This is a genomic window from Paenibacillus sacheonensis (assembly GCF_009909195.1).
Classification (GTDB): Bacteria; Bacillota; Bacilli; order Paenibacillales; family Paenibacillaceae; genus Paenibacillus_Z; species Paenibacillus_Z sacheonensis.
This window is the reverse complement of sequence record NZ_JAAAMU010000003.1, coordinates 485,270-497,847: the sequence shown is the minus strand read 5'-3', so window position 1 is coordinate 497,847 and position 12,578 is coordinate 485,270. Positions and strand designations below refer to the sequence as shown.

Genomic DNA, 12,578 nt, shown 5'->3' with positions numbered 1-12,578 from the left:
CGGCCCGCGCGGTCCTCAAGGCCCGCCTGGACCTCCTGGACCTCCGGCGGAAGGACAACAACTGCTTGAAGGACTTGCAGGCGCAATTGGAGCAGCCGGAGCAACCGGGCTTGCAGGCGCACTTGGACCGGCTGGCCTTGCAGGGCTTGTAGGTGCAATCGGCGAAGTCGGACCCGCTGGACTTGCGGGCCTTGCGGGTGCTATCGGATCGGTGGGGCCTGCTGGACTTGCCGGGCTTGCAGGAGCTCTTGGAGCAGCTGGACTGGCAGGAGCAACAGGTGCGACAGGACCAGCAGGAGCAACCGGAGTCCCTGGCCCCCAAGGTCTACTTGGACCAACAGGACCGGCTGGACCGGCCGGAACTGGAGGAATCATTCCATTTTCAACGGGGATCATTCTTAGCGGAGCTGCAGTAGTATCGGCCGCTCCAATATTAATGGGTTTTGGCAATCATACCGTTGAGGTTATTGACGGTTCTGGAGAATCGACAATGCCACCTGAAGCAGGCGGCTTTGCTTTCCCGATTCCCTTTGCGGGCACAGTTCAAAATCTACAAATTAGTGCAGATCTATTGGTTGCTTCCGTGGTCTCTATTAATACGCTCGGTCTTCAATATGATTTTACGGTATTCCGATCACCGTCTGCTCCTAATAATGGGATTGATCATAGTTCTTCCCCTTATCTAACAACCCCTTTAACGAGTTCGGTAAGATTCGGATTTCCGAATAATATCATTACAGCCGGTACTTTCCGTAGTGCGACGAATATCAATCTTGGCTCATTAATAGTTTCCGCGGGTGATCGAATCGGAATTCGCGTTAGAACGTTTGCGGCGACCGATCCCTCTGCGGCAGATATCACACAACTTTCATTTAGCGCCAGTCTAACTTATACCGCTTCATAATAGTCATCCTCTTATCAAAAATCCATTGAAGATGGCAGCCAATCTATATCTGAGAATGGCTGCCTCATGGTGTCTTACATATAGGGTGATTAACCCTTTTGAATACAGGCCGAAAAATAGTTCCATTTCCCTTCGGAAATAACTTCGACTGCCCCGTCGATTACTTGGATGGCGGTCTGATCATCGATTGCATATGCCAGCCCTTGCATCCCGGCGGCCCATCTCTCCGCGGCAGCCATGGTGTTTCCGGGCAGCAACTCGTGGTCCAGATGCGGAAAGATCGCAAAATCAATCAGGCTCAGCGTTTCATCGCCGCCGGTCGGCGGAGTCCAGCCAACGAAGAATTCCCCAATGTTAGGCGCCATCACCATGCTCCCGGCGCTCATCCCCACATAAACGGCCTGCAGCGACGGCAACAGGTCTGCCAGTCCGGACTGCCGCATCCAGTGACACAGATAGAGGGCGTCACCCCCCGACACCAGAAGGACGTCCGCCTCCCGAACCAGCGGCACCCAGCGGTCCTTGCTGATGCTTGGCAGCGCCGTGAGCTCCAAGACCCCGACGGACTTCCAGCCCAGGCCGACCATGGGATTCTCGGAATTCCCGCTGACGAACTCCCAGGCTTTGACGCCGGGGCCGACCCAAGGGTGTCCGTACATCGCGGTGGGGATGCACAGGGCGTTGCAGTCGGCGATCGGCTTGCCCAGCATGTCGACTAGCGCGTCGTGCATGCTTTTATTAAGAATCCCTGCGGATGTGAGCAATAACTTCATACCTTCACTCCTTGTCGTAGCGTCCGTTAGTCGTTATTCCTGAAGGCTTTTCAAATTTCTACCGGATTTCTCGTACCGTTCTTGAGGCATCCCTGTACTCCACGGGCGTTACGCCCATGGTTTTTTTGAAAAAGCGGGTGAACGACTGGGACGCCTCGTAGCCGACCCGAACCCCGACTTCCAACACCTTCAATTCATCGTTCCTCAGCAATTCCTTGGCCCGCTCGATTCGCGCGGCCTCGATATACTCAGACAGGTTGACGCCGCACTCCTGCTTGAACAGACGCGATAAATACGACGGATTAAAGTGAATGTAACCGGCGAGGCGGACCAGCGACAGATCCTCGTCCAGATGGCCCTCTATATAAGCGCGGACTTTCAGGATCGCTTCGGCTGCCCGGTTGCTTTCGCCTGAACTCCGCAGTTCGAACAGCGCCATAGCCGTCGTCCGAAGGAATGCGAACGCCTCCTTCCACGACTCGAATTCGTCATGGCGCATGAGAGCCGAGACGCCGGAGACCTGATTCTCCAGTTCCCATCTGTTGACGTACGACAATAAGACAAGCGAGATCGTGTAATACAGCTCCAGCAGATAGGGCGCGCCGTTGTCTCGCTCCGATTGCGTCAACTCATCGAACAGCAGGAGGAATTCGTCCCGTCTGCCGGCATCCAGATGCACGGACAACGCGTCCGATTTGTCCCGCGGCGAACGCTCTTTCGCACAGCAGGAAGCCTCCATGTTTACCGTCTGCACCATTTGAGCGCCGTCTCCGGTTCGTATCTGCCGCTGCCGCTTCATTTTGTCATAGGTTCCAGACAGCTTCGTCCAATCGCATGGCCGATCCGCCAGCGTGACGGCCACGGAGAGGTCCAGGCTCTTCGAACACGAGCTTTGGATCAGTTCGAATTGACCTACCAAATAAGGGAGGACGGAGGCGCCTTCTTCCGCTTCGTTCCCGTATGCTCGGTCAGCCGACTCTTGAATCAGCCACAGCGGGTCCCCGAAGCGGTCGATCATGCCGAGGCTCCGAACCTGGCCGTTCAGCAAGCTTTCGGCCAGCAGCATGATGGCCATGGCCGATTCATGCCGGTTGGCATAAGACGACACGGCAGAGGAGATCCGGGAAAGATCTCCCTGCGCCAGGTAAATCGGTCTGTCGGCATCTAGAGGGATATTCAGCTTAAGGAAGTCCGCCGCCAGGCTCGGCGCCGGACTCGCGCCGTGCAGCAGATGGCGAAAGTACTCGCCGCGCGCCAGCACTTCCAGCGTTTTGAGCTTCTCCTGCGCCCGTTGGATGAGACCGTTCACGCGCAGGCTGTCATCCAGCTCCGCCACGGCTTGGCCGACCGCCTGAATGACCTTCGGATAACCTTCGCTTTTGAGCAGGTATTGCACATCAGGAGTCTGAATGGCCCGGTACACGGAATCGAAGTCGCTGTAGCCGGTCAGGAAGATCAACCGGCAATGCGGCCAATTCCGCTTGATGATGGACAGCAGCTGCATCCCGTCGATTCCAGGCATCCGGATATCGGACAGCACGATGTCCACCCTGGTTTGATGAAGCCAGCTCAACGCCTCCCTGCCGGAGTAAGCCTTGCACAGATCAAGATCCAAGTCGCAGCCGGCCAAAATCTCGTACAGTCCATCGGTTATCATCTCTTCGTCATCGACGATCAGCAAACGGTACATCGGCTTGTCCCTCCCATGGAAAGTGAATCGTCACTTGAAGTCCTCCAAGCTCGCTTCGGGCGACCCGGACGCCGCCCCTCTCGCCGAACGTTATCGTCAAGCGGCGATGGATATTGACCATCCCCGTCGTCTCTGCATATTCGTCCCGGTTGGCCAAAGCCCTGGATAATTCGCCCAACTTCTCTTCGGACAAGTTGTTGCCGTTATCCTCGACGACGATACGGAATTCATCGTCCCTGCTTTCGAAGCGTACGACGATCAATCCATTCCTCTCGATGCGCTCCAGGCTGTGTTCGAAAGCGTTCTCGATAATCGGCTGTACGACCAGCCGCGGTACTTTCGCATGCGCGGCTTCCTCCGGGAGTTCCTCGAACCGCGCGCGGATGCGCCTAGAGAAGCGAAGGAGCTGAATATCCATATACGTGCGCGCATGATGAATTTCTTGCTCGAGCGAGATCTCGTCGGAGGCGCTGCGGGTCACGAAGCGAAAATATTCGCCGAGTTGGATCGTAAATTGCTCTACCCGTTCCATATCGCCCGTTCGGGCCATCGTGCTCAAAATAAACAAGCTGTTGAACAAAAAATGAGGATTGATCTGCGATTGAAGCTGCTTCAGCTCAGACCGCTGCGCCATCAGCTTCTGCCTGTATGCCTGGTCGATCAGCGACCGCAGGTTGGCGACCATCTGGTTGAATCGGCTGTACAGATAACCGAATTCATCTTTGGATGCGTGCGTGATGACCTGCTCCAAGTCGCCGTTCTCGACGCGGCGGAAGCTCTTCACGAGCCGAAGCAGCGGTTTGTGAATGAACTTATAAGTCGACATCGCATAGATGGCGACGATAACGAACGCCGCCGCGGCGAAAAGCCAAGCCCAAGCATAGAATTTGTCCAAAGGCTTTCGTATGACCTCGGAGGGGATGAACCGATAAATCGCCATATCCAGCTTCCCTGAGCCGGCATGGATGGTGTAATACAAATGCCCTCCGAACGTTCTGGCTTCGCCGGAGTTGTCGGGGGTTTTCTTCTGTTCGACGTACAAGGAAGCTTCCTTCAGGAAGGATACGACGGAGCCGCTCGCCAGCCGGATGCCGCCGTTCGCCGTGAGGAGCAGCGTGCCGCTTCCGGAATACGTGTTGAATTGAGCCAAGGCTTCCGTTAGTTTCTGCTGGTCCAATTCAATCTCGACGATAAATAACGGTTGTCCCTTCGGTCTTCCGCTCGGTTTTGCCGCGCTGAGATACAGGCCGTTCCTCCATTCGATGATCCGGGTATTCCGGCTGCCGTAAACGGAGAGAACGTCTTCGTAAAGCGCCTCTTCGAGCGGACTTACGCCGTCGACGGACGAAACGACGCGCCCGATAGGATTGATGTAAACGCTTACTTTTTTGATATATTTGCTGCTGTTCTGAACAAGATAAAGCCGATTGCGCAGCGAATTGATTTTGTCGGTTTTCTCTATCACCCCCATACGATTCCAGAGGAGCGTCAGCTTGTTCAGGTCCTCGTCTTCGAGCAGGCCGAATTGCAGCAGCTTGATTCGCTCGATCTCGTTCTCGAGATCGGTTAGATAGAAGGCGGTCTGGGAGGCAGCCGTCTTGGCGATATCCTCTCTCGCCGTATGAATCGACCATTGGTACAGATACACGCCCAGAATGATCAGGGGCATCAAGATGAGCAAAAAGGTAAAAATCAAGCGAAGAAACAGGGTGTTCCGGATCGAGAACATCGGTGTTTTAATCATGGCCCGCCTTCAACCCCTAAACTGTCTAGTCGATTCGATCCTATCCCTTCACGAGGGGCTGCTTCTTCAGGGATGCGTGGGATGCGTAATAATCGTTGACTTCCTGTGTAATCTGCTCGCCGCCAAGCTTGTCCCAATCCTGTACGAACTTGTCGAATTCCTCGATCGGCGCGCCGAGGATGATCTTGACGAACACTTCGTTTTGCATTTTCTCCAGCGTCGTTTGCCGTTCCACCATCGTTGCGGTCGGGGCGCCCTCGAATTTATCGAAGAGAAATTGATCGTCTTTGTCGTACTGGTCGACGATGCCCTCCGCCCCTTCGGGCCCATAGATACGTTCCCAGCCCCATAGCGCGAATCCTTGCTTGGAACCCGACGCATAGGCGTCCAGCTTCTGCTGGATCGCCTTCGCTTCGCCCGTCAGCATCGCCTTGTCGCCCGTTCTGCGCACGTCGTCCAATGTTCGGAACAGCTCCAGGTTTTTCTTTGTCGGCGCGGGCTGCACCATGGATAGCTGCCATACGCTCTCCGCATCGGGCGGAGCGTAATAGTACTCGTTCTCCTGGGTCTCGCCCCAGTTCTTCTCGACATGCATGTTGAACAGCTTGATGATGGCCTCGGGATGCGCGGCGCCGCTGCGGACGGCGAAAAACTTCGTCGTGCTGAACTTGAGCGGAACCTTCGCCGGGTCGCCGGATTCCGAAACGATCGGGAACGCGCGCCACTGGGCGTTCGGATCGTTGTTTTTGTTCAACTGCAGCGGCCAGATGGAATTCCATTGCTGGCCATACTCCATTCCGATTTTCCCGTCCGAGATGACTTCCGATACCTTGGTGCCTTCCTTGACGCCGAACTCCTCATCCAGCTCGCCGTTTTTGTACATGGTTTGCAGGGCTTGAAGCGCCTTCTTCATCTCCGGCTGAACGCTGCCGTACGCAAGCTTGCCCGCCGAATCCTCCAGCCAAATATTCGGATAAGCGCCGTAGCCTGCCATGAAACCCTCAAGCCCCATGGAGCCTCCGAACAGTTCCTTCGTGATGGCGAGACCGAACGTGTCTTTCTTGTGATTTTCGTCGGGATCGCGCTCGGAGAACGCTTTCGAAATCGCCAGGATGTCTTTCATCGTTTTCGGCGGCCGCAGGCCCAGCTTGTCCAGCCAGTCCGTGCGAATCCAGACGAACTGGGCTTGTTCGATCGAGGAACCCGTCTGCGGAACGGCCATCAGCTTGCCGTCGAACGTCGCGGCGTCGAACGGTCCCTGTCCCTCCTCGGAGAGAATCTCCTTGAGTTGAGGAGAAGCGTAAGTTTCGTATAGGTTCGTCATGTCTTCGATTTGACCCGAGTCCGCGAGCTGCTTGAGCTGAGTGGCGTTCACCGGAATGATGTCCGGAAGGTCGCCCGAGGCCAACATCACGTTCACCTTCAGCAAGTACGGATCCGAGGTGTCGTTGCCTTTCACGACCCAGTTATAGTTGATCTTAATGCCGAGCTGGTCGAAGTAAAGTCGAGTCCAACGGTTATTCTCGAAATTCTCGTCCTTCAGAACGCTCAGGACGTTGTTCTCGACGATATCGCTCAGATTGCGCACGGTCGTAATCTCGATCGGCGGGTCGTATTTGCCGTAGGGACCCGCAGCCGCTTCCGTGGCGGAAGCATTGACGCCTATGCCGACGTTGTTCTCGCTGCCGTCGCAGGCCGACAGCCCCGCCATGAGCACTATGGCCGACCCCAAAGCCGCAATCGGACGAACCCTGACTTTGTTCATAGCCATCCCCTCTTCATCGGCTTTGCTACTGCTTTGGTTACGCTCTCATTATATTCTGGCGGGAAAGGAATGGACAACGCACATCTTTATACTGGCTGTTGTACTTGCGTTCTTCCGGCAGTACCGCGGCCTGGCTTGCCCACGGTCATCCGATTTTCCCGAAGTAGTGCGCGACGAGGAACTTCATCAGCTCGCCCGGCTGTTCTCTGGCGAATTCGGCTCGATCCGCGAACCGCATGCCGTACGGCGCTTCCGGCGTATAGGGCTCCCATCTGGGCAGCTCCTCTCCCGTCGAATCCGGACCGTTAGGATCGCCGCTGCGGATGAAGTTCGTCCAGTATTGGCACATCTGCCGCGCCAGATCGTAATGCTTGCCGACGAACGGCCTCCAGCATTTGGCGAGGGTCTCGAAGAAAAACCAGAGATCCACCGAATGAAACGTTCCCGGGTCGTCCCATCCCGGGATATCCGCGTCGAAGTTGTAATAGTACAGCGGGAGATTGGCGCCCGAATCGGCATTGGCCTGTCCGGCAACCCGTATGGCGTATTCGATGCCGCTCGCCGAAGCTTTCTTCGCGACCTCGTCCAAACGGCCCGAATGCGCGCCGCAAAGCGTCAGAAACGCTTCGGCGTCATCGCCGAACAGATCGGCCGCCATCTTCTTGAAATCCTCGATCGTGCCGGCTTCCGGAACGCTGAAAAATTCGGAGGAGGTATGACCGAATAGCACCGGCACCGGCCAGCGCTTGTTCTGAAGGAACAATTGGAACGCGTCGCCTACGTTAAACTTGCCATCGACGACGGTGCCCCAAAATGCCTTGGACGCCAAGTATTTGTCGCGGACATCAACCGCATCCAGCTTCCGGGCTTCCGCAAGCGAGGACACGCCGAGAGACGCGAAGAATCGAACGCCTTCCCGTTCGGCCGTCTCCAGATCGCGCAGAAAATTCGGCGAACCGATTCCCGGGTAAAGCTTCGTGAATACCCCGCTCTGAACGATCGCTCTCCGGAAGAGTCCCTCGTTCTGCGGCGACGCGAGCTGGTTCATGACGCTGCCGCCCCCGGCCGATTGCCCGCCGATCGTAATGTTGTCCGGATCGCCGCCGAAAGCCCCGATATTGCGCTTGGCCCATCGCGTTGCGGCTTGTTGGTCGAGATGCCCGAAGTTCGCGGGAGCTTCCGGCGATTCCGCCGTAATCTCCGGATGGCACAGAAATCCGAACGCGTTCAGCCGATAGCCGACCGTGACGACCACGACGCCTCTGCGGGCGATGCGCTCGCCGTCGAACTCCATCTCGGCGGTATGGCCGACCTGCAGGCCGCCGCCGAAATACCAGACGAACACCGGCAGCTTCTCGTCTGCGAAGTTGGCCGGCGTCCATACGTTCAGGTAGAGGCAGTCCTCTCCCATGGCGATGTCGGGCTCTACTGACCATTCCCTGGTGTAAATGTTGTTCACGTCGATTTCTTGCCTGACCTGCATGGGAACCGGCGCGAATTCATACGCTCTGAGCACGCCGTTCCAATCCCGGGCCGGCTGCGGGGCCCGCCACCGGTTGTCGCCTACGGGAGGCGCGGCGAACGGAATCCCTTTGAAGCTCGTAATCCGGGGGTCGGCCGCCGGCAGTCCCTGAATCGCGCCGTTCTCTACCTGTACGGTTCGAAGCATACTGATCTCTCCCTTCAATATCTTGCAAGAAAAGAAGGGATATATATGATGGAACGCATACATATCCCTCCTCGATTCAATTAGGTCGGATCTTACTTGCCGGCTAATGCATCGGCACGCATTTTCACGATTTTCTGAGCCTTCGCCGTATCCGCGGATACGACGTCCTTCCAGCCGAGGCCGTCAACATCCTTCTGCAGCTTTGCCCAAAGCTGGTCGAATTCCGCTTGGTTTTTCGCGAACACCATTTTCCATGAGGTGTTCTTCACATAGTCCGAGATCTGGCTGCGTTTATTTTTGATATCCGACGAATCGGTTCCAAGACTCGTGTTGATATTAGGCACGACATCGATCATGTTGTTCTTCAGGTAGTAGTCCGTCGCGTTCTCGGCGCCGTACGCTTTCTGCCAATCCGTTGTCAGGGCCGTCTTGTTCGCTTCGATCGTCGCGCTCCAATAATTGCTGTTATAGAATTCCTTCGTATCCGGATCGATGACAAAGTCGCTCATGATCATGCTGTTGATCTTGCTCTGGCCGTCCTGGTATCCGCCGCCGCCGTACTCCGCCGGAACGGGCGTGTTTTTCTGGAAAGCGGTCTGTCCGACTTCGGTCAGCTTAAACTTGCCGTCGGCCGTCTTCTCGTAATTGAAGCCTTCAAAGCCGTTCGTGTAATAGCGCAGCCCCTCCGGAGAGGCGAGCCAATCCATGAATTCCATGATGCGATCCGAGTTCTTCGCTTTCGCGCCGATCGCGAACACTCTTCCGTTGCCGTAATAAGCGTCACTGCTCTGAATGATGCGGGAATCGGCGATCGGAACCGCTACGTTGCCGTCCCCTTCCTTGCCTCTCTCGATGGAATTATAGAACCCCCGCTGCCAGGAGTACCACAAGAGGAGAACCTGCTTGTTGGTTAGCTTCTCGGCTACTTTGTTCCAATCCTGCGTCGGCGCGTCGGGGTCGACCAGCCCCATCTGATTGGCGTTGAAATAAAACTGCAAAATCTTCTTGTACATGCTGTTGTCGTCGACGAGCGGAACGATATCTCCTTTGGCATTCAACTGAATGGTCGATGTCCCGTCCGGCTGCTCGTAACCGTACCAGTTACCCAGCCAGCGGACGTTCTCCATGCTGCCTCCATCCCAATCCTTCCATAGGGTAATGGGGACGATCGGCTTGCCATCCGGCGTCTTCGGATATTTCGCTTGCATCTGTTTCAGGACGTTCAGCAGATCGTTCAGATCGTTCAGCTTCGGCGCCCCGACTCCCTTGTAGTAATCCCAGGGCATGATCGGGCTGGAGTAAGGGATTTCTTCGGAAAAGGTCGTCGGCGACGTATCGGCTTCAAATGTCGGCAGCCCATAAATCTTGCCTTCCGGATTCACTTTGTCGAAGGCGGCGTTGAACGGTTTAAAATGGTTGTCCACGTACTGGGACAGGTACTTCGTATTCTTGAGCTTATCCGTCATATCCATGACGAGCCCCGCCGGAATCAGTTCTTCCAATTGACTGTTATCGACGATCAGGAGATCCCCGAGATCGCCGGCCGCCGTCCGGGTCTTGTACAGCTGATCGCCGGCCACCTGCGGTGCGAGAATGTTCAAGGTGATATTGAATTTGTCCTTGACAAGCTTGCCGTACCACCCTGTCTGCTCGCCTTGGTAATTGGCCGCATTATCGAATACGGTAATGGTGATCGGCTTGCTGTGATCCACGGTGCCGGCGTTTTGGGATTCGCCTGTATTCGCGCCGGATCCGGTCGGCTCGCTCGATGCCGGCGCATTGTCCGATCCACTGTCGCACCCGGTTAATGCAGCCGATACCAAGAACAGACCTACCGCCGATACCGTCATCGATTTCTTAACAACGTTCCTGCTTCTACTCATTCGCTACCCCCGCATGGTCAATTTATTATAATGGTGCACGCGCAAGTCAGCCCTTCACCGCACCGATCATAATTCCCTTTACGAAAAACCTTTGGAAAATCGGATAAATCAGCAAAATAGGCGCGACGACGATAATGGTCACCGTCATTCGGATCGAAGTCGTCGTCTGCTTGGTCGCCAGGCTGGCCATTGCCGTCGAGCCGGCGTTCTGCAGGTTGACCATGGTCGATAAGGAACTCGCCTGATTGATGTAGTTGTACAGAATAAACTGCAAGCTGTAGAGTTTGCTTTCCGTCACAAGCAGCAGCGTGTCCTGGAAGGAGTTCCATTGATCCACGGCCGCGAAAATCGCTACCGTCGCCAAAATGGGCTTGCTTATCGGGAGTATGATCCTGAAGAACAGGGTCATGATTCCGGCCCCGTCGATGCTGGCGGCATGCTGCAGTTCCTTTGGCGTCGATTCCACGAACGTCTTAACCAGTATGATAAAAAAGGGAGCAACGATCGTCGGCAAAATATAGGCCAGAAAATTATTGGTCAGGTGCAGCGACCGCATCGTCAAATACCACGGAATAATCCCGGCGTTGAAGAACATCGTGATAATCGTGAATCGGTACCAGAACTTCCGCCCCCACATATCCTCCTGCGTAAACATGAATCCCAGGAAGGCTGACGCGCCTACCGTCAGGGACGTTCCGATCACCGTTCTTCCCAGAGATACCATCGCCGCCGTGCCAAGCCCCGGTATTTTAAACACGTCCACGTAGTTTTGGAAGTGAATATGCTTCGGCAAGAATACGACATCGCCTTTGGCGCTGATATCGTTGGCGCTTATGGTGTTGATGATGATGGAGTAAAAGGGGTACACGCAGGCAAAGGCGAACAGGGAAAACAGCGTATAGATGACAACCGAAATGAATTTGTCCGTCGCGCTGAGCCGAAAGCCCGTCTTCTTCTCCAATCGGCTCCGATGCTCCGCACTCGGTACAGGGTCGGCCAATTTAGCGCTCATACGATACTCTCTCCCCTTAACATTTTGGACAGGCCGTTCACCGAGAAGAGAAGCACGACGCTGATTACGCTCTTCAGCATGCTGATCGCGACGGACACGGAATAGCTGCCTCCGCCCATGGCCAGGTTATACACGTACAAGTCCAGAACCTGAATGCTGTCCTTGTTGAACGCGTTCTGAAAAACGAAATATTGCTCCAGACCATTGTTCAGGAAGCTGGCGATTTGCAGCATCAGCAGCACAAAATACGTCGGCAGCATGCTCGGCAGAACGACATGCCGGATTACCTGCATCCTTGTCGCGCCGTCTACGTGGGCCGCCTCGTAAAGCGAATCGTCGATTCCCATAATCGCGGCGATGTACAGGATGGCCGACCACCCTAGCGCTTTCCAGGTCGTCCACAACCACATCGTCAACCACACATGGTCGGAGTTCTGGAGGAATAAAATCGGCGAATCGGTCATTCCCAGCTGGCGGAGCATGCCATTCACGATCCCTTCGCTGGAAAACATGGAGAAGGCCAGCGAATAGACCAATACCCAGCTGATAAAGTTCGGAAGGGTCGTGACGGTTTGGATGAACTTCCGGAAACGAACGGCCTTGATCTCGGTCAGAAAGATGGCAAACACCATGGGCAGCCAAGAGAACAGCAGATTCAGACCGCTCATGCCCAACGTATTCTTGATCACCTGCAGCAGCTGATCGATCTTTACCTGGTTTTCGACCAGGGACCGAAACCATCGCAATCCGACAAACGGCGATTGGGACAGCGGAATCGGCGGCGTATAGTCGAAGAAGGCATAAACCCACCCATATAGCGGGTAATAGGCAAACGTGAATAGAAGAACCATAAAAGGCGATATATATAAAAATTTTCTCATCGACATGCTTCTGATACCGAAGTTGCGCATGCGCACCGCGACTCTCCTTTGCTGTATTATGGATACGCTTTCATTATAGGCATCCGGAAAACCCGCGAACAACGCGCATCTCTTTACTTACTTAACGATCGTTTACTAGTTGATCGCTTATAGATGCTCATGGCCGTCCTTTGCCGGAAAATCAAAAACCGCCCGCGCGCGATAATCGCATGCGGGCAGTTCTGCGCTGCAGTTGTATCCTGCAGCTTCAATGCGCA

10 protein-coding genes are annotated in these 12,578 nt (G+C 55.2%); 2 read left to right on the top strand and 8 right to left on the bottom strand.

Going from position 1 to position 12,578, the window contains the following annotated elements; translation table 11 throughout:
• Positions 1-152: 152 nt before the first annotated feature.
• Both GT003_RS32450 and GT003_RS32445 read left to right on the top strand, forming a co-directional pair.
• The gene (locus tag GT003_RS32450) at positions 153-416 is read left to right on the top strand and encodes a hypothetical protein (protein ID WP_239565843.1); all 264 of its coding nucleotides are present in this window, start codon (positions 153-155) and stop codon (positions 414-416) included.
• Between the two features lie 74 nt (positions 417-490).
• Positions 491-904, top strand: coding sequence for a hypothetical protein (locus GT003_RS32445; RefSeq protein WP_239565844.1), 414 nt, complete (start codon positions 491-493; stop codon positions 902-904).
• Between the two features lie 89 nt (positions 905-993).
• Here the strand turns inward: GT003_RS32445 and GT003_RS07605 are convergent, their stop codons facing one another.
• The 8 genes from GT003_RS07605 to GT003_RS07570 form a co-directional block, all read right to left on the bottom strand.
• Positions 994-1,677 carry a Type 1 glutamine amidotransferase-like domain-containing protein gene (locus tag GT003_RS07605; RefSeq protein ID WP_161696065.1) on the bottom strand — a complete coding sequence of 228 codons (684 nt, stop codon included), beginning with the start codon at positions 1,675-1,677 and terminating at the stop codon, positions 994-996.
• A 58-nt stretch (positions 1,678-1,735) separates the two neighbouring features.
• Positions 1,736-3,367 (bottom strand): response regulator transcription factor, encoded by a 1,632-nt coding sequence (locus GT003_RS07600; RefSeq protein ID WP_161696063.1) that lies wholly within the window; start codon positions 3,365-3,367, stop codon positions 1,736-1,738.
• A complete protein-coding gene (locus tag GT003_RS07595; RefSeq protein ID WP_161696061.1) occupies positions 3,342-5,111 on the bottom strand; it encodes a histidine kinase in 1,770 nt (589 codons plus the stop codon). Before GT003_RS07595 ends, GT003_RS07600 begins: the two co-directional genes overlap by 26 nt.
• Before the next feature lie 40 nt (positions 5,112-5,151).
• On the bottom strand, positions 5,152-6,876 hold the full coding sequence (locus GT003_RS07590) for an extracellular solute-binding protein (protein WP_239565845.1): 1,725 nt from the start codon (positions 6,874-6,876) through the stop codon (positions 5,152-5,154).
• 145 nt (positions 6,877-7,021) lie between these two features.
• A complete protein-coding gene (locus GT003_RS07585; RefSeq protein ID WP_161696057.1) occupies positions 7,022-8,545 on the bottom strand; it encodes a carboxylesterase/lipase family protein in 1,524 nt (507 codons plus the stop codon).
• A 92-nt stretch (positions 8,546-8,637) separates the two neighbouring features.
• Entirely contained in the window at positions 8,638-10,428 is a 1,791-nt protein-coding gene (locus tag GT003_RS07580) for a type 2 periplasmic-binding domain-containing protein (RefSeq protein ID WP_161696055.1), read from the bottom strand.
• Between the two features lie 46 nt (positions 10,429-10,474).
• The gene (locus GT003_RS07575; RefSeq protein ID WP_239565846.1) at positions 10,475-11,440 is read right to left on the bottom strand and encodes a carbohydrate ABC transporter permease; all 966 of its coding nucleotides are present in this window, start codon (positions 11,438-11,440) and stop codon (positions 10,475-10,477) included.
• Positions 11,437-12,321, bottom strand: coding sequence for an ABC transporter permease subunit (locus GT003_RS07570; protein WP_239565847.1), 885 nt, complete (start codon positions 12,319-12,321; stop codon positions 11,437-11,439). The genes GT003_RS07575 and GT003_RS07570 overlap by 4 nt, the downstream gene beginning before the upstream one ends.
• Between the last annotated feature and the right edge of the window lie 257 nt (positions 12,322-12,578).